We start from the raw sequence: 16,660 nt of genomic DNA, 5'->3' as shown, positions 1-16,660 counted from the left end.
GGGCGCCTTCACTTGAAGCCGATGCGCAGCACGGCGGCAGGGCCGCTGAACCGGTAGGTCATGCTGCCGGTCCACTTCTCCTTGTCCGCGTCGAGCCGATAGTCGACATAACGGTACATCACCCCGATCCCGACATTCTTGAAGATGCGGTAGTTGATCTCGGCCTGCACGTTCCATAGCCGGCCCTTGTAATCGTCGATCTTGACCGACAGCCAGTCGACCCTGCCGCTCAGCATCAGCCGCGGCACCAGCTTGACCGCGCCATAGGCACCCAGCGTCGGCAGCGGCGCCAGCACCGATTTCTTGCGTGCCTCGGTGGTCAGCACCGGCGATCCGGAGACCGTCGCCTGCCCGCTCAGCCCGACTTCGAAATTGGTGACATGCGCGCCGAGCGCGAGGCCGAACTCGACATTCTCCTGCTTCACGATGTCATAGCCGACAGTGAAGCGGTAAATGTCCGAATTGAACTCGCTGCTCACCGTCGCGCCGACCGGATAAGTGACATCGTCGAAGGTGAGGTCGCGCTCGATCGCGTGGCTGTTCGAGCGGCGCAGCGAATAATATTCGGCGGCGAGCACGAAATGACCGAGCCGCACGCCGGCATTCACCGCGGGCAGCACCTTGCGGTCCGACAGATCGAGATCCGATTCCAGATCGATCTCGGTCGCGATATTCGGGTGCGCGACATTCGCCACCTGCACCTTGGAATCGACGTCAGGCCAATAGCCCGAGATCTCGATCCAGTATTTGTCGTCCAGCGTCTGGCCGTGCGCCACGCCCGGCAGCACGAGCAGCGCCGCCGCGCACCCCGCTCCCGAAAGCCCCTGACGAACCCAGCCGTACCGAGTGCGCATCTGCATGGGAAAGCTCCGTCCCTGTTGTCGCATGCAGTGTGCGCCGTTTCCCGAGACGCACTATCGGGACAAACCCTGAGCGCGCGGCTTGGTCATCCGGTAGGGTCCCGGACAAGAGGGCGCCGCCGCGGTCCGCCCACCCCTGCCCTAATGGTTTTTGCCGATGGTGGAGCGTTGGTTCCCGGGCCTAGATTTGGCCGGCCAACGCCGACGCCGCTGCAACCGGCCCGGCGCCATGCAACGAGCCGGGCGGGTACCCCTCGCCCGCCCGGTCTCCCCCTATCGTCCGATGCCTGATCAGCCGCGCCAGATCGACGCCGAAGCGGAAAGGAAGCGGCGCGCAAAGCCGAGCAAAAACGGTTCAAAAGTCCGGCCTTGCGCGGCTTTCCTCGCGCGGTTTGTTCCGGTAGCAATTGGATCGTGGGGGATTCGACGTGACCGTTCAGGCATCGACTGCGCAGTCCGTCGCGAAGGCGCATGAGGCGCTGCGCGCCCGCGCCGACATCCAGTTCAGCATGGCGCCGGCGAAACCGCCCGAAGTGCCCGAATGGACGCGCTGGCTCGGCAAGCAGCTTTCGCATTTCTCGCCCTTCGCGCCGACGATCTTCTGGATCTGCGTGGCCGTGGGCGCCGCGATCATTCTCTACCTGGTCATCACCGCGATCATCCGGTGGCTCCCTTCGCGCGACGCCAAGGCCGAAGCCGAGCAGGACGTTGCCACCTGGCGCCCGACCGAACGGGCGGCGCGCGCACTGCTTGCCGATGCCGAGGCGCTGGCGGCCCAAGGCCGCTACGCCGAGGCCGTGCATCTGCTGCTCCAGCGCAGCCTCGAAGACATCCAGCGCAATCGCCCGCGGCTGCTCCGCCCAGCGCTCACCAGCCGCGAGATCGCCGGCGCGGGCTGGATGCCCGATATCGTCCGCCGTGCCTTCGCCGCCATGGCAGCGCCGGTCGAGCGCAGCCTGTTCGGCGGACGCAGCCTTGCGCAGGGCGATTGGGAGGAGGCGCGCGCCGCCTATGGCGAGTTCGCGTTGCCGGGAGCGTGGAAATGAGCGCGGACAGCAATGCCGCGCCCTTTGCGATGCGCACCGTGCTCGTCATGGTGGTGCTGGGCACTGTCGGCTTTCTCGCCTTCCTGCTGCTCGCCGCCTATGGCGAGGACCTGCAACCGGCGCAGCGGCCGGGCAACCATGCGCTTTCGACCTCGGCAGTGGGTTTTGCCGGTGCGGCGGAACTGGTGCGGCAAGTCCATGGCAAGGTCGGCTTCATCCGGCGTGACGGCGACTTCGATAACGTAAACCAGCTCATCGTGCTGACGCCCGCTGCCGATACCGATCCCAAGCTGCTCGAAAAGATCCTCGAGCGCCGCAGCGACTATCCCACGATCGTGGTGCTGCCGAAATGGATCACCTTCCCGCGCCGTGACAAGCCGGCCTGGGTCCAGTCGATCGGCACGCTGGATCCCGCCAGGATCGTGAAGCTCGTCGCCCCGCTCGGCGCGATGACGCTCACCGATAATCCGAAGGGCCTGCGGACGATTTCGGGCGAGACCCTCGAGCCGCTGATCGACGATGATCAGGGCCGGATGCTGGCCGCGCAGGTCAAGGACCGACTGACCATCGTCGTCGCCGATCCCGACCTGCTCGACAATCAGGGGCTCGCGACGCTCGCGGGCGCCGAGCGCGCCATGGATGTGCTCGATCGATATGCAGTCGCCGACGATATCGCATTCGACCTGACGCTCCACGGCTATGGCCTCAATCCGAACCTGCTCAAGCTTGCTTTCGAAGCCCCGTTCCTGCCGCTCACGCTGTGCCTGATCATCGCCGCGCTGCTGGCGGGCTGGCACGCGATGCTGCGCTTCGGCCCCGCGCTCCCCGAGGGGCGCGGCGTGGCCTTCGGCAAGCGCGCGATCGCTGAGAATGGCGCAGCCCTACTCCGTCTCGCCGGACGGCGGCACCGCACGGGGGACCGCTATGCCGCGCTTATCCGCGATGCGGCGGCCAGCGCCACTGGGGCGCCCGCCAGCCTGCCGCCCGAAGCGCTCGACCGCTATCTCGATCGGCTCGACAAGGGCGGCGAGCCCTTCACCGAAATGGCCGGCCGCGCCGAGCATGCCCAGGATACCCGCGCGCTGCTCGACGCCGCCCGCGCCCTCTACCAATGGAAAAGGACCGTCACGCGTGAACATTGATGAAGTGAAGGCGCTGGGCGACACGATCCGCGCCGAAGTGGGCAAGGCTGTAGTGGGGCTCGACGAAGCGGTGGAGCTGATGCTCGTTGCCCTCTTCGCATCGGGGCACATCCTGCTTGAAGGACCGCCGGGCACCGCCAAGACCTTCCTGGCGCAATGTTTCGCGCGGGCGGCTGGGCTCGATTACGGGCGCGTCCAGTTCACGCCCGACCTGCTGCCCGGCGACATCATCGGCTCGAACCTGTTCAATTTCCAGACGAGCCAGTTCACGCTGACCCAGGGCCCGATCTTCACCGAGCTGCTGCTCGCCGACGAGATCAATCGCACCCCGCCCAAGACGCAGGCGGCGCTGCTCCAGGCGATGCAGGAGCGCACCGTCACGATCGACGGGATCGATCACAAGCTTTCTGACCGGTTCATGGTCGTCGCCACGCAGAACCCGATCGAGAGCCAGGGCGTCTATCCGCTGCCCGAGGCGCAGCTCGATCGCTTCCTGTTCAAGTTCGAGGTCGGCTATCCGAGCCTGGAGCAGGAACGCGCCATCGTCGCGCAGCAGGGCGCCCGCTTCGGCATGCCCAAGCCCGAGGAATGGGGCGTGAGCCGGGTGGCCGATCACGCGACAATCAGCGCCGCGGCCGATGCAGTGGCCGGGGCCCGGCTGGCCGACGAAGTGGTGGACTATGTTGTGCGCCTGATCCGCGCGACGCGCGCGACCGGCGATCTTCAGACCGGCGCCAGTCCGCGCGCAGCGGCCACGCTTGCCGCCGCCGCACGCGCGCATGCCGCGCTCGACGGGCGCGATTTCGTGCTGCCCGATGACGTGAAGAAGCTCGCCCCCGCGGCGCTGCGCCACCGCGTGATCCTCTCGCCCGCCGCCGAGATCGACGGGCGCAACGCCGACGCGATCATCGCCGGGCTGATCGAGCAGGTCGAGGCGCCGCGTTGATCCGACCCACGCTTCGCTGCGTGCTGCTGATGGCCGCGGGGGCGCCGCCCGCGCTGCTCGTCGGCGTGTTCGCGCCGCAGCTATGGTTTGCCGGATTGGTGTGGGTGCCGGTGGTGCTCGCCTTTGCGGCGATCGATCTGCTGCTCGCACCACGCGCGCCGGTGCTGCAAGTAGAGAGCCCGGGCGTGATCGAAGTCGGCGCGCCACTGATCGTGAATGTGACGCTGACCAGCAAGCCGATCGACGGGCTGGAACTCGCCGTGGCAACGGGCCCCAGGCTGGCCCCGCGCGCGGATGGACGCGTCAGGTTCAAAGGCCGGGAGAACCACGCGGCAATCGCCTTCCTGCCCGTTCGCCGCGGCACCGACGCCGTGCGGGCGCTGTGGAGCCGCTGGACCGGCCCGTTCGGCCTGGTCTGGCGCCAGCGCAGCGAGATGCTGAACCGCAGCGTGACGATCACCCCGGACATCCGCCCTGTCCGCCAGTCCGCTCACCTGCTGCTGCGCGACGCGCAGGTCGGCGAGATGGCGCGGGTCGATCGCGGCGAGGGCAGCGAGTTCGAGGCGCTCAGCGAATGGCGTTCGGGCATGGAGCGCCGGACAATCGACTGGAACCATAGCGCCCGCCACCTCAAGCTGCTGGCGCGCGAGAACCGGATCGAGCGCAACAACCAGATCGTCTTCGCAATCGATACCGGCCGGGTGATGTGCGAGCCGATCGACGGTCTGCCGCGTGTCGACCGGGCAATCTCCGCGGCACTGCTCGGCGCCTATGCCGGGCTCAAGCTGGGTGACCGGGTGGCGCTGTTCGGTTTCGACTCGCAGCCGCGTGTCGCCTCGGGCGCAGTCTCGGGAACGCGCGCCTTCCCATTGATGCAGCGGCTCGCGGCCCAGCTCGACTATAGCACCGCCGAGACCAACTACACGCTGGCACTCGCCACGCTGGCGGGCGACCTCACCCGCCGCTCGCTGGTCGTCATCTTCACCGAATTCACCGATCCCACCGGCGCCGAGCTGATGATCCGCGCCGCGACCAACCTGCTGCGCGGACATCTCGTGCTGTTCGTGATCCTCGCCGATGACGAGCTGGAGGAATTGGCCGCCGCCGAGCCGTTGGCGATCGACGATGTCTCGCGCGCCGTGATCGCCGCATCCATGCTGCGCGAGCGCCGGATCGTCGCGGCGCGGCTGCGCCATGCCGGCATTCATGTGCTCGAGGCACCGCACCGCGACGTGGGCGCAGCGCTCGTCCGCCAATATTTCGATTTCAAGCGGAGGAACGTGCTGTGAGCCGCGGCGCATCGTCGCAGTTCGCCAGCATGCGCTTCCGCGAAGCCCGCGCTATCGACTGGGCGGAGCTCGAGCAGCGCGTCCTCCAGATCGAGCGCGGCAAGGCGGCGACGCTTTCGGACGAGGACCTGCTCGAACTGCCGGTGCTCTATCGCGCCGCACTCTCCTCGCTGTCGGTGGCGCGCGAAACGTCGCTCGATGCGGATCTCATCGGCTATCTCGAGTCGCTGTGCGCCCGCGCCTATTTCGTTCTCTACGGCGTCCAGCCACCGCTTCGCCGCCGGCTCGCGGCATTCTTCGGCACGGGCTGGCCGCTGGCCATGCGCAGCCTGGTGCGCGAGACGCTGGTCGCGATGCTGATGATGGTGCTGGGCGGCGTGGCGGCCTATTGCCTCGTCGCCAGCGACCCCAGCTGGTACCATTCGATCGTCCCCGAGGGGCTGGCCGGCGGGCGCGGACCGCAATCGAGCCCGGCAGAGCTGCGCCAGACGCTGTACGACAGCGGCGGCGACAGCAACGACATGCTCGGCGCCTTCGCCACCTATCTGTTCACCCACAATGCCCAGATCGCGCTGATGTGCTTCGCGCTGGGCTTCGCATTCTGCGTGCCGACACTGCTGCTGCTCGTCTACCAGGGCGCCATCCTGGGCGCCTTCGTCGCGGTGTTCGTCTCCAAGGGCCTGGGCTGGCCGCTCACCGCCTGGCTGACGATCCACGGCACGACCGAGCTGTTCGCCATCGGGATCGCCGGCGCCGCGGGGCTGCGCATCGGCATGGCAGTCGCCTTTCCCGGCAAGCATTCGCGGACCGCGGCGACCACCCGGGCGGGGCGCACCGCCACCCTCGCAATGATCGGCGTGGTGCTGATGCTCGCGGTGGCCGGCCTGCTCGAGGGCGTGGGGCGCCAGATCGTCCAGTCCGACCTGATCCGCGTCGCAATCGGCGGCACGGTGCTCGCCGGCTGGCTGCTCTATTTCTACGCGCTGCCCGTAAGTGCGGAGAGCAGCGATGGCTAAGCCCCGCGCCAAGCCGCGCCGGCGCGTGGACAAGTACACCAACCGCCGCACCTTCGTGACACCGGAAGGCGTCGATCTGAAGCTCGACATCGCCAGCGTCGGCGAGCGCGCCGGCGCGGTGATGCTCGACATCGTCATCATCGTGCTGACGCTGGTGATCTTCACACTGTTCCTGGTGTTCGTCCTGATGGGCGGCGGCAAGGCGCTGGCCCAGGCGATCGCGATGATCTGGCTGCTCGGCTTCTTCGTGCTGCGAAACGGCTATTTCGCGATCTTCGAGCTCGGCCCACGCGCCGCGACGCCGGGCAAAAGGCTGATGAAGCTCCGCGTCGTCTCGCGCAGCGGCTCGCGGCTGCGCGGCCACCAGGTCCTCGCGCGCAATGCGATGCGCGAGCTGGAGCTGTTCCTGCCGCTGTCCTTCGCTGCCTATCAAAGCTCGCAGGGCCTTGGAGACATCGCCACCGGGCTGGTCGGCCTGCTCTGGACCGGCGTCTTCGCGCTGTTCCCGCTGTTCAACCGCGACCGGCTGCGCGTCGGCGACCTGATCGCCGGCACCTGGGTGGTGCGGATGCCGCGGCGCAGCCTCAGCCACAGCGTCGCCACCAACGTCGCGCCCGAGCAATCGCGCTACAGCTTCACCGACGCGCAGCTCGCCGTCTATGGCGAGTTCGAGCTGCAGAAGCTCGAGGAAGTGCTGCGCCGGAACGACGATCATTCGATGATCGTCGTCGCGCGCACAATCCGCGACCGGATCGGCATGCTGGCGGCGGAGGGTGACGAATATGCCTTTCTTGAGGCCTATTACACCGCGCTCGCCCGGCGGCTGGAACGCGGCATGCTGTTCGGCAAGCGCAAGAAGGACAAGTACCAGCGCTAGGTCGCGAAGAGCTGCCCCAGGTCGCGAAACGCCTTGAACTCCAGCGCATTGCCGGCGGGATCATAGAAGAACATCGTCGCCTGCTCGCCGGGCTTTCCGACAAAGCGGATATGCGGCTCGATCACGAAGTCGGTTCCGGCGGCGCGCAGCCGCTCGGCCAGCGCCTCCCATTCCTCCCAGCCGAGCACGAGCCCGAAATGCGGGACCGGCACCGCATCGCCATCGACGCCGCTGCGCGCCTTCACCCCTGCCCCTTCCGCCTTGTGGACGACAAGCTGGTGGCCGCGGAAATCGAAGTCGATCCAGTGCCCCGGATCCTCGCGCCCCTGCGGGCAACCGAGCGTGCCGCCGTAAAAGGCGCGGGCCGCCTCGATATCGTCGACGGGGATGGCGAGGTGGAAGAGCGGCGTGGTCATGGCGTGAGCATAGAAAATGTGGAAGGCTGGGGCCAGACAGACGAGGGAGAGATGCATGAAACTGGTTCGCTACGGCACCGCAGGCGCCGAACGTCCGGGCCTGATCGATGGCGAGGGCCGGTTGCGCGACCTGTCCGCCGTTGTGGCGGACATCGATGGCAGCGACGCCGTGATCGCCCGCATCGCCGCGGCCGACCTCTCCGCCCTGCCTGTGGTCGAGGGCCAGCCGCGCCTCGGCCCCTGTGTCGCCAGGCCGGGCAAGTTCCTCTGCATTGGCCTCAACTATGCCGATCATGCCACGGAGACCGGTGTCGAGATCCCCAAGGAGCCGGTGCTGTTCAGCAAGGCGACCAGCGCGGTTTCCGGCCCCAATGACCCGATCCTGCGCCCGCGCGGATCGACCAAGATGGACTGGGAAGTCGAGCTCGGCATCGTGATCGGCCGCGACTGCCGCTACGTGACAGAGGAAGAGGGCCTGGCCGCGATCTCGGGCTATTTCATCTGCCACGACCTGTCCGAGCGCGAATTCCAGAACGAGCGCTGCGGCACCTGGGACAAGGGCAAGGGTTGCGACACCTTCGGACCGATCGGCCCGTGGCTGGTGACGCCCGACGAGATCGCCGACACCAACGCGCTCGGCATGTGGCTCGAGGTCAACGGCAAGCGCTATCAGGACGGCTCGACCGCGACGATGGTCTACAAGCCGGGCTTCCTCGTCTCGTACATCAGCCAGTTCATGAGCCTGCAGCCCGGCGACATCATCTCGACCGGCACGCCGCCCGGCGTCGGCATGGCACAAAAGCCGGTGCCGGTGTTCCTCCAGCCGGGTGACGAAGTACGGCTGGGCATCGACGGGCTGGGCGAGCAGCGGCAGGTGGTCGAACAGGCCTAGGACCGCTAGACTAAGCCCGGGCAGCATAGGGGAATGCTTGTGGCCGACACCGACGAACCGGGCCTGATCGAGCGCCATTTCGCGCTGGCCGAGCGCGGCACGACGGTGCGCACCGAAGTGCTGGCGGGCAGCACGACCTTCCTGACCATGGCCTATATCATCATCGTCAATCCGGCGATCCTGAGCGCCGCGGGGATGCCGGTGGCCGCCGTCGCCGCCGCGACCTGCTTTGCCGCCGGCCTCGCGAGCATCCTGATGGGGCTTACCGCAAACGTGCCGCTCGCGCTGGCGCCGGGCATGGGGCTCAACGCCTATTTCGCCTTCACCGTCGTGCAGGGCATGGGCGTGCCCTGGCCGGTGGCGCTTGGCTGCGTGTTCCTCTCCGGCGTCGCCTTCCTGCTGCTCACCTTCGCCGGCATCCGCCAGTTGATCATCGCGGCGATCCCGCCCCAGCTCTTCGCCGCGGTGGCCGGCGGCATCGGCCTGTTCATCGGCCTGATCGGGTTGAAGAATGCCGGGATCATCGTCACCAGCCCCGCGACGTTGGTGACGCTCGGCGACCTCCACGCGCCCGGCGCAGCGCTGGCGTTGTTCGGGCTCGTCATCACCGCCGGCCTCGCCGCGTGGAAGGTGCGCGGGGCGATCCTGATCGGCATCGTCGCAACCACGCTCGCCGCCTGGGCGACCGGCCAGGTCGTCTTCAAGCCGGAGCCCTATGACCTGACGGCGATCAGCCAGGTCGCCTTCCATCTCGATCTCGCCGGCGTATTCGGCCTGTCGGGCAGCCATGGCCTCGGGCTGTTCGAGATCCTGTTTGTGTTCCTCTTCGTCGACCTGTTCGACAATGTCGGCACGCTCGTCGGCGTCACTCGCCGCGCCGGGCTGATCGACGAACAGGGCCGCATCCCGCGGCTCAACCGCATCCTGTTCACCGACGCCGTGGCCAGCATCGCCGGCAGCCTGGCCGGTACAAGCACGGTGACTTCCTATGTCGAGAGCGCCGCGGGCGTGCAGGCCGGCGGCCGCACCGGGCTTACCGCAGTGGTGACGGGGGTGCTGTTCCTGCTCGCGATGTTCGTCGCGCCTTGGGCGCAACTGGTGCCGATCGCCGCGACCGCCCCGGCGCTCGTGCTGGTCGGCGGGCTGATGATGGCGCCGCTAGCCGATGTCGACTGGGACGATCCCGAGATGGCGATCCCCGCCTTCCTCACCGTGGCGATGATCCCCTTCACCTTCTCGATCGCAAACGGCCTGGCCTTCGGCATCACGGCCTATGCGCTGATCCGGCTGATCCGCGGCAAGATCACTGCGGGCGACTGGCTGCTGCTCCTACTGGCCGGATTGTTCGTAATCCGCTTCGCCTGGCTGGCGGCGGGCTGATGGAAACCGGTTTCCATAGCCGGGCCGCAGACCTATATCGGGCGCCATGATCCCGGCACTTTTCCGCATCGACCCCAAGGACAGCACCGCCACGGCGCTGCGTGACATGGCAGCCGGCGAGCAGGCGCTGGGCGTGACGCTCGCCGAGCCGATCGGCAAGGGTCACAAGGTTGCGATGAAGCCGATCGCGCCGGGCGAGCCCGTGCTCAAATTCGGCTTCCCGATCGGTGTCGCCACCCGGGCGATCGCGCCAGGGGAGCATGTCCACACGCACAATGTAGCAACCGCGCTCAAGGGCAGCGGCGACTATGCCTTCACCCCTTCGGCGCAGGACGACGCTCTGGTCGAGGGTCCGGGCTTCCTGGGCTATCGCCGCGCAAATGGCAGGGTCGGCACGCGCAACGAGATCTGGGTGATCCCTACCGTCGGCTGCGTTGCCCGCACCGCGCAGAAGATCGCCGAGCGTGCCGAAAAGCTGCACGCGGGCAGGATCGACGGCGTCCATGCCTTCCCCCACCCGTTCGGCTGCTCGCAGCTCGGCGATGACCTGCAGGGCACCCGTGCGATCCTCTCGGCGCTGGCCAATCATCCCAATGCCGGCGGCGTGCTGATCGTCGGGCTCGGCTGCGAGAACAACCAGATTTCGGGGATGCTCGAGGGCATCGAGCATCCGAACCTGCGCACGCTCGGCGCGCAAATGGCGAGCGACGAGATCGAGGAAGGCCTGGCGCTGGTCGAGGAACTGGTCGCCGGCGCGCAGGCCGAGCGCACCCCCGCCCCGCTCTCCGAACTGGTGCTCGGGGTGAAGTGCGGCGGGTCGGACGGCTTTTCTGGCCTCACCGCCAATCCGCTGGTCGGGCGCATGGCCGACGCGGTTATCGCGGCAGGCGGCACCGCGATCCTTACCGAGATCCCCGAGATATTCGGCGCCGAGCAGCTCCTCATGGAGCGCGCGCAGGATGAAGCGGTGTTCGACGGGATTGTCGAGCTGGTGAACGACTTCAAGGCATATTTCACCCGGCACGGCGAGCCGGTCTCCGAGAACCCCTCGCCCGGCAACATCGCCGGCGGCATCACCACGCTGGAAGAGAAGTCGCTCGGCGCAGTGCAGAAGGCCGGGCATGCGATCGTCACCGATGTGATCCCCTATGGCGGCCGCGTCCGCCGCAAGGGGCTGACCTTGCTCGAGGCACCGGGCAACGACGCGGTCTCCTCTACTGCGCTGGCCGCGGCGGGCGCGACTGCGATCCTGTTCACCACCGGCCGCGGCACGCCGCTCGGCTTCCCGGTGCCCACGATCAAGATCGCTTCGAACAGCGACCTCGCCACGCGCAAGCCCGGCTGGATCGACTTCGACGCGGGCCAGGTGCTCGATCAGGGCATGGACGTCGCTGCCGATGCGCTGCTCGACACGATCGCCGCGATCGCGTCAGGCAAGGAAACCGCTGCCGAACGCAATGGCGAGCGCGAGATCGCGATCTGGAAGCGCGGCGTCACGCTCTGACGCGCGCAGCAATTGCGCAGGTTTATGCAACATCTCCGTTTCGAAACGGATGAGTCATGACTGTGCTGCCCGTTCATTTCTGTTAACCATATCGCCCGCGACTCAGGGGGAATGGCGTGGCGATTATTCTGGCTTCGATCGGCAATCTGGCGGCGAGCGCGGCGAATGCCTCGGTCGCCAATGCCAGCACTGCCGCCCAGCCGATCAGCGCGGAAGCGATCTACTGGCCGGCCTGGATCCTGGTCGGCGGGGTATTGATCGCACTGCTGATCGTGATCGGCGTGCTCTCGTCGCTCAAGTCCGCGCTGCTCGCCAAGCCGAAGAAGCGCGACGAGGAATTCACCCGCATGCTGTGCCGGCAGGTGTGGAAGCACACCGGCACGGTGACCGAAACCTTCGCCCAGCGCCTGCGCCAGCCGCAGCGCGACGTGGTGACGCTGCGCGTGCTGCTCCGGCTGCTGCGCGAGGATCTGGCCGGGCCGGTCAACTTCGTCGAGCAGATGCGCCCCCAGGCGCCGGCGAGCTGGCCGCATTACGACCTGTTCGCCGCGTTCAACAATTGGAGCGGCCAGATCGGCGCGATGGAATCGCAGCTCGCCGACCTGCAGCAGATGCTGAGCTATCCCGCGGTGCGCGAGCCGGTGGATGCCCACCGCGACGCGATGCTAGTCCACTATTTCGCCACCGAGCAGGTCGCGATGGGCCAGATGGTCTCGACGCTGGGCAATTATGCGATTGCGGTGTGCGAGGCCGCGAAGAAGGTGCTCAAGAAGGAGTCGGGCCACAGCTTCAGCTTCGGCAGCAGCCACGATCATGACGAGGAGCATGATGGCTGCACCGCGTGCGGCAGCGCCGACGCCCACACCATCTATACTGGCAATGCGCGCGACCTGCTGCCGCTGCCCGGTGCGCCCGAAAAGCCGAAGAAGGACGAGCACAAGCCCGCCGCGCACACCTGCCACTGCGCAGTTCCCCAGCCCTGCCTCTGCATGCCCGCCTGCGTCTGCGCGTGCAGCTGCAAGTCGGCGAGCACGGCCGCCCACCACTGATCATTTCGCCCGCGACGGATCCTTGCTGCACTGCGGTAAACCGGAGGCGTGCGGCATTGAAGCGTTAACCCTCCTCGCCTAAAATCGCCGTGGGGATTTCCGGGGTGGGATTGATGACCGAGTTCTTTGTCTTCGCATATGCGATGCTCGCGATGTTCGTGATCATGTCGATGCAGCGCAACAAGCGCGAGCAGCGTGCGAACCCGCAGGTCGTCACGATGGTCGGCTGGGGCCTGTTCTCGCTTTCGTCGACGCTGGCGGTGCTGCTCGGCGCGGTCGCGCTGGCGCTCGCGCTCGGCGCGAACATTCCGCTTCCCCCGGAGCTTTCCGCGCCGCTATTCTGAGCGGATGCCGCTTTACGAATTTGCGGGGCATCAGCCCCTCCTAGCTGAAGACGCCTGGGTCGCGCCGAGTGCCGACCTGATCGGCGACGTCCATCTGGCCGAACTGGCCTCGGTCTGGTTCGGCGCGGTGGTGCGCGCGGACAACACCCCGATCGTGATCGGTGCGCGCTCGAACATCCAGGACGGGGCGATGCTCCATTCCGATCCCGGCGCGCCCTGCACCGTGGGCGAGGACGTGACCGTGGGCCACCATGCGATCCTGCACGGCTGCACGATCGGCAACCGCACGCTGATCGGCATGGGTGCAACAATCCTCAACCGCGCGGTGATCGGCGAGGACTGCCTGGTCGGCGCCGGCGCGCTGGTGACCGAGGGCAAGGAATTTCCGGCAGGGCATCTGATCGTCGGCTCCCCCGCCAGGGCCGTCCGCCCGCTCGACGAGATGCAGAAGGCGATGCTCAAGGCCAGCGCCACGCTCTACGCGACCAAGCAGCGCGAATATGCCGCGGGACTGAAACGCGTCGACTGATCAGCCGTCACATTGCCCGGCTAGCCCATGGGCCTTTCGAGTCGAGAGGTCGCAATGGGTTTGTTCGATTGGTTGAAGCGTCGCCGTCCGGCACCGGCTCCCCTATCCGTTCCCGCCGAACCGCCCGCCCCGATCGCCGAGCCGGAATTCGAAGGCCAATGGCGCGCCGGCGCGGATATCGACAGCCTCTGGTCAATCGACCCCGAGGGGAACCGGCGCGCCACGGTGATCGACGCGTTGGGGGCGATCGCGATCGAAACCAGCGACTATGGCCCGGACGGACGCGGCGCGTGGTGGCTATTCTACGGGCTGGATGAGGACATCGCCTTCACCGTGCCGCTGGGTGCGCGGGGTGAAGGCGCGATGGTCAAGCGGATCGCCGAACTGCCGGGCTTCCGCCACCACGCCTATGCCGCCGCGGTGCGCTCGCCCGAGGTCGATACCTTTGTGGTCTGGCAGCGGCCGTTCGACTAATTGTCGAGCCGCTTGGTCACCTCGTAACCCGCCTGGCGTAGCGCCATCACCGCGGCGAGGGCCTGATAATGGCTCTCCTGCCCCTCTTCGTAGAGCTTGCCGCTCTGGAGCGACGCGGCTTTGATTGCGTCGCGGACGATGATGTAGACCTCGTTGGTGACCATGAGACTCCCCGGGGCAACTGGATCGCCCGATAATGGGGATTCGGCGGGTTTGCTTCAATGCGGCCCCGAGTCGGCGCTGTGCCCGGATCCTGCACCCGGCGTTGCCGTAGCGTCGCCTGCACCGGGCTGGACGGCCATTCCGTTTCGCTACAAAACCGATCCATGGCCCTGCCCCCGCTCTTCGATCGCCTGCGCCTTCCCGTCATCGGGTCGCCGCTGTTCATCATCTCGGTGCCCGAGCTGGTCATCGCCCAGTGCAAGGCGGGGATCGTCGGCTCGTTCCCGGCGCTCAATGCGCGGCCGGATACCAAGCTCGACGAATGGCTCCACCAGATCACCGAGGAACTCGCCGCCTGGGACCGCGACAATCCCGACACGCCGGCCGCCCCCTTCGCGGTCAACCAGATCGTCCACCGCTCCAACCCACGGCTCGAGCATGACGTGACGGTGTGCGCCAAGTGGAAGGTGCCGATCGTGATCACCTCGCTCGGCGCGCGGCCCGAGCTCAATGATGCCGTCCATGGCTGGGGCGGCATCACGCTGCACGACGTGATCGACAACCGCTTCGCCCACAAGGCCGTCGAAAAGGGCGCCGACGGGCTGATCCTGGTCGCGACCGGCGCCGGCGGCCATGCCGGGCGGCTCAGCCCCTTCGCGATCGTCCAGGAAGTGCGCGAATGGTTCGACGGGCCGGTGGTGCTCTCGGGCGCGATCGCCAATGGCCGCTCGGTGCTCGCCGCTCAGGCGATGGGCGCCGACCTCGCCTATATCGGCTCGCCCTTCATCGCGACCGACGAGGCCAATGCGACGCAGGATTACAAGCAGGGCATCGTCGAGGGCACGGCGGAGGACATCGTCTATTCGAACCTCTTCACCGGCGTGCACGGCAATTATCTGAAGGCATCGATCGTCAATGCCGGGCTCGACCCGGACAAGCTGCCCGAGAGCGATCCGAGCGCGATGAACTTCGGCGGGGCCAAGGCCTGGAAGGACATCTGGGGTTCGGGCCAGGGCATCGGCGCGGTCCATGCGATCGAGCCGGCGGCGGTGAAGATCGAGAAGATGAAGGCAGAATATGCCGCGGCGAAGGCCGCGCTCTGCGGCTAACTGTCACCCCGGCTTTCGCCAGGATGACGTAAGCGTCAGAAAGCCGCGGCCAGCCGGTCCATCATCGAGCGCGCGGGGCTTTCGACGGCCACGAACTGCTCCTCCAGCGACTCGTCGAGCCGGCCGACGCGGCGATAGAGGTCGATGCTGGTGTTGATGATCGACACCGCATGTTCCGGCATTGCCGCCAGCAGCGCTTCCTCGGTCTCGGGCCCCTCGCCGAGCCGGCGCGAGGGCGCCAGCGCGTCGCCGGGGCTGAGTTCGCCCGCGTCGACCGCGCGCTGGGTGAGCAACCAGGCGATGATGTGCATCAGCCGGGTCGTCACCTTCAGCGACTCGCAGGAAAAGGCGACTCGGTTGAGCGCTTCCAGCGCCTCGCGCTCGTCGCGGCCGAGCTCATCGAAATAAGCGCGCGCCTCATCCGCGAGCAGCATCGCCTCGACATAGAGCGAGTCGATCAGCTTGCGATGGATCGTTGCTGTGCCCTGTTTCCCCATGACTTGGGACGCTGCCATAGCCTTCATGGTAACGAAATGCTTAATTTCACAGGAGTTACGTCCCGTAACGGATCAAGCCGTGTGATCAGGCGATGATGTCGGGGATCAGCTGGTCTTCCAGCATCGCGATCTCGTCGCGCAGCATGAGCTTGCGCTTCTTGAGCCGGGCGACCTGGAGCTGATCGGCCGTGCCGGTGGCGAGCAGCGCATCGATCGCGGCATCGAGATCGCGATGCTCGGTCCGCACCGTCTCGAGCCGCCGCACAATCTCTCTCTCGTCCATCGCGAACGCCCCCGATACCCGAAGCTCCCTGCACCACGGCGAGAGGCTCCGCAACGGATCATCGCGCTATTTCCGCACACTGTCGATTAGCCGTTCAGCAACCGCGATTCGCCCGCGACAAAGCTGTGGAAAAGTGATTTATTCACAGGTTCCGGCCACCGATGAAGGAGACTGCTTCGATGCAGAACGCGCATTTCTCGGCACTTTCGGCCAAGCACAATGTGCTCGACCAGCGAATCGCCGCCGAATCGCAACGGCCTCAGCCGGACCATCTGGTCCTGGCCTCCCTGAAGAAGCAGAAGCTTCGACTCAAGGAAGAGATGGCGCGTTAGAGGCGCCGCGCAACAAGGGGTGTGGCCCAAGCCGCACCCCGACGCGCGAAATCATCGAAAGAACTGAACCCGGAGGCACTTTAGCGCCGGGTGATGATCGGCTTCACGAAGCTCGGCGTGTGCGCACCCTTGCCGACCGGCTTTCGCGCCAGCATCGGATCGATCGACGAATCGAAGGCGATGCCCACGCGGCCATCAGTCGCCCAGGCGATGCGACCGGCGACCCAGCCCACACCGCGCACTTCCACTTCGACATGCGCCCCGCGATCGATCGGCTGGGCATATTCGGCCATCAGGCCGCCCGACGAGAGATTTCGCACCCGCACCTGCTCGTCCGGCCGTCCCGCAACGCGGAACAGCGCCGACAGCATCAGGCTATCGCGTGAGTCCGTGCGCTGGCTGGCGAAATCGTCCGCCGAAAGCGCCGTGAGAGGGTCAAAGGAGAACTGGTCCATTCGTGTCGCTCGAACGCAAGGGGTTACGCGCGTAGAATAGACCAGCAAACCTTGTCGA

General features: G+C 67.0%; 21 protein-coding genes. 15 read left to right on the top strand and 6 right to left on the bottom strand.

Annotated elements, in window-relative coordinates:
- Window positions 1-8 precede the first annotated feature (8 nt).
- The gene (locus tag HZY97_RS02905; RefSeq protein WP_180140411.1) at window positions 9-860 is read right to left on the bottom strand and encodes a hypothetical protein; all 852 of its coding nucleotides are present in this window, start codon (window positions 858-860) and stop codon (window positions 9-11) included.
- A 428-nt stretch (window positions 861-1,288) separates the two neighbouring features.
- On the opposite strand from HZY97_RS02905, the gene HZY97_RS02900 reads away from it, so the two are divergent.
- Genes HZY97_RS02900 through HZY97_RS02875 form a run of 6 tightly spaced genes read left to right on the top strand, consistent with a single transcriptional unit; the run spans window position 1,289 to window position 7,176 of the window.
- The gene (locus tag HZY97_RS02900) at window positions 1,289-1,906 is read left to right on the top strand and encodes a hypothetical protein (RefSeq protein ID WP_180140409.1); all 618 of its coding nucleotides are present in this window, start codon (window positions 1,289-1,291) and stop codon (window positions 1,904-1,906) included.
- Window positions 1,903-3,048, top strand: a complete 1,146-nt coding sequence (locus tag HZY97_RS02895) for a hypothetical protein (RefSeq protein ID WP_180140407.1) — start codon at window positions 1,903-1,905, stop codon at window positions 3,046-3,048. Before HZY97_RS02900 ends, HZY97_RS02895 begins: the two co-directional genes overlap by 4 nt.
- Window positions 3,038-3,994 (top strand): MoxR family ATPase, encoded by a 957-nt coding sequence (locus HZY97_RS02890; protein ID WP_180140406.1) that lies wholly within the window; start codon window positions 3,038-3,040, stop codon window positions 3,992-3,994. Before HZY97_RS02895 ends, HZY97_RS02890 begins: the two co-directional genes overlap by 11 nt.
- Window positions 3,991-5,283 (top strand): DUF58 domain-containing protein, encoded by a 1,293-nt coding sequence (locus HZY97_RS02885; protein ID WP_180140404.1) that lies wholly within the window; start codon window positions 3,991-3,993, stop codon window positions 5,281-5,283. Before HZY97_RS02890 ends, HZY97_RS02885 begins: the two co-directional genes overlap by 4 nt.
- On the top strand, window positions 5,280-6,299 hold the full coding sequence (locus HZY97_RS02880; protein ID WP_373684273.1) for a stage II sporulation protein M: 1,020 nt from the start codon (window positions 5,280-5,282) through the stop codon (window positions 6,297-6,299). The genes HZY97_RS02885 and HZY97_RS02880 overlap by 4 nt, the downstream gene beginning before the upstream one ends.
- Window positions 6,292-7,176 (top strand): RDD family protein, encoded by an 885-nt coding sequence (locus HZY97_RS02875; protein WP_180140402.1) that lies wholly within the window; start codon window positions 6,292-6,294, stop codon window positions 7,174-7,176. Before HZY97_RS02880 ends, HZY97_RS02875 begins: the two co-directional genes overlap by 8 nt.
- On the opposite strand, the gene HZY97_RS02870 is transcribed toward HZY97_RS02875, so the two are convergent.
- Window positions 7,173-7,592, bottom strand: a complete 420-nt coding sequence (locus HZY97_RS02870) for a VOC family protein (RefSeq protein WP_180140401.1) — start codon at window positions 7,590-7,592, stop codon at window positions 7,173-7,175. The genes HZY97_RS02875 and HZY97_RS02870 overlap by 4 nt on opposite strands.
- Window positions 7,593-7,647: 55 nt before the next feature.
- Between HZY97_RS02870 and HZY97_RS02865 the strand changes: the two genes are divergently transcribed.
- The 7 genes from HZY97_RS02865 (at window position 7,648) to HZY97_RS02835 (ending at window position 13,764) form a co-directional block, all read left to right on the top strand.
- Window positions 7,648-8,484, top strand: a complete 837-nt coding sequence (locus HZY97_RS02865; RefSeq protein WP_180140399.1) for a fumarylacetoacetate hydrolase family protein — start codon at window positions 7,648-7,650, stop codon at window positions 8,482-8,484.
- Between the two features lie 39 nt (window positions 8,485-8,523).
- A complete protein-coding gene (locus tag HZY97_RS02860) occupies window positions 8,524-9,864 on the top strand; it encodes an NCS2 family permease (protein ID WP_373684272.1) in 1,341 nt (446 codons plus the stop codon).
- 46 nt (window positions 9,865-9,910) lie between these two features.
- Window positions 9,911-11,368 carry a UxaA family hydrolase gene (locus HZY97_RS02855; RefSeq protein ID WP_180140395.1) on the top strand — a complete coding sequence of 486 codons (1,458 nt, stop codon included), beginning with the start codon at window positions 9,911-9,913 and terminating at the stop codon, window positions 11,366-11,368.
- A gap of 116 nt (window positions 11,369-11,484) precedes the next feature.
- The gene (locus tag HZY97_RS02850) at window positions 11,485-12,417 is read left to right on the top strand and encodes a hypothetical protein (protein ID WP_180140394.1); all 933 of its coding nucleotides are present in this window, start codon (window positions 11,485-11,487) and stop codon (window positions 12,415-12,417) included.
- A 113-nt stretch (window positions 12,418-12,530) separates the two neighbouring features.
- Window positions 12,531-12,761, top strand: coding sequence for a hypothetical protein (locus tag HZY97_RS02845; protein WP_180140392.1), 231 nt, complete (start codon window positions 12,531-12,533; stop codon window positions 12,759-12,761).
- 4 nt (window positions 12,762-12,765) lie between these two features.
- Entirely contained in the window at window positions 12,766-13,290 is a 525-nt protein-coding gene (locus tag HZY97_RS02840) for a gamma carbonic anhydrase family protein (RefSeq protein WP_180140390.1), read from the top strand.
- A gap of 54 nt (window positions 13,291-13,344) precedes the next feature.
- Window positions 13,345-13,764, top strand: a complete 420-nt coding sequence (locus tag HZY97_RS02835) for a hypothetical protein (RefSeq protein WP_180140388.1) — start codon at window positions 13,345-13,347, stop codon at window positions 13,762-13,764.
- Here the strand turns inward: HZY97_RS02835 and HZY97_RS02830 are convergent.
- Window positions 13,761-13,928: a hypothetical protein gene (locus tag HZY97_RS02830; protein WP_180140386.1), complete on the bottom strand. Its 168-nt coding sequence runs from the start codon at window positions 13,926-13,928 to the stop codon at window positions 13,761-13,763. The genes HZY97_RS02835 and HZY97_RS02830 overlap by 4 nt on opposite strands.
- A 162-nt stretch (window positions 13,929-14,090) precedes the next feature.
- Here HZY97_RS02830 and HZY97_RS02825 point away from each other — a divergent pair, with 162 nt between their 5' ends.
- Window positions 14,091-15,035: a nitronate monooxygenase family protein gene (locus tag HZY97_RS02825; protein WP_180140384.1), complete on the top strand. Its 945-nt coding sequence runs from the start codon at window positions 14,091-14,093 to the stop codon at window positions 15,033-15,035.
- Between the two features lie 35 nt (window positions 15,036-15,070).
- Here HZY97_RS02825 and HZY97_RS02820 read toward each other — a convergent pair whose 3' ends face one another.
- Window positions 15,071-15,532 (bottom strand): DUF1465 family protein, encoded by a 462-nt coding sequence (locus HZY97_RS02820; RefSeq protein ID WP_180140382.1) that lies wholly within the window; start codon window positions 15,530-15,532, stop codon window positions 15,071-15,073.
- Window positions 15,533-15,617: 85 nt separating this feature from the next.
- On the bottom strand, window positions 15,618-15,815 hold the full coding sequence (locus HZY97_RS02815; RefSeq protein WP_180140380.1) for a YdcH family protein: 198 nt from the start codon (window positions 15,813-15,815) through the stop codon (window positions 15,618-15,620).
- A 179-nt stretch (window positions 15,816-15,994) separates the two neighbouring features.
- On the opposite strand from HZY97_RS02815, the gene HZY97_RS02810 reads away from it, so the two are divergent.
- Window positions 15,995-16,147, top strand: a complete 153-nt coding sequence (locus HZY97_RS02810) for a YdcH family protein (RefSeq protein WP_180141617.1) — start codon at window positions 15,995-15,997, stop codon at window positions 16,145-16,147.
- 80 nt (window positions 16,148-16,227) lie between these two features.
- Here the strand turns inward: HZY97_RS02810 and HZY97_RS02805 are convergent, their stop codons facing one another.
- Window positions 16,228-16,602, bottom strand: coding sequence for a PilZ domain-containing protein (locus tag HZY97_RS02805; RefSeq protein ID WP_180140377.1), 375 nt, complete (start codon window positions 16,600-16,602; stop codon window positions 16,228-16,230).
- Window positions 16,603-16,660 lie beyond the last annotated feature (58 nt).

This window comes from Sphingomonas sp. R-74633 (assembly GCF_013416555.1).
In the GTDB taxonomy this organism is placed as follows: Bacteria; Pseudomonadota; Alphaproteobacteria; order Sphingomonadales; family Sphingomonadaceae; genus Sphingomonas.
This window is presented reverse-complemented; position numbering and strand designations above follow the sequence as displayed.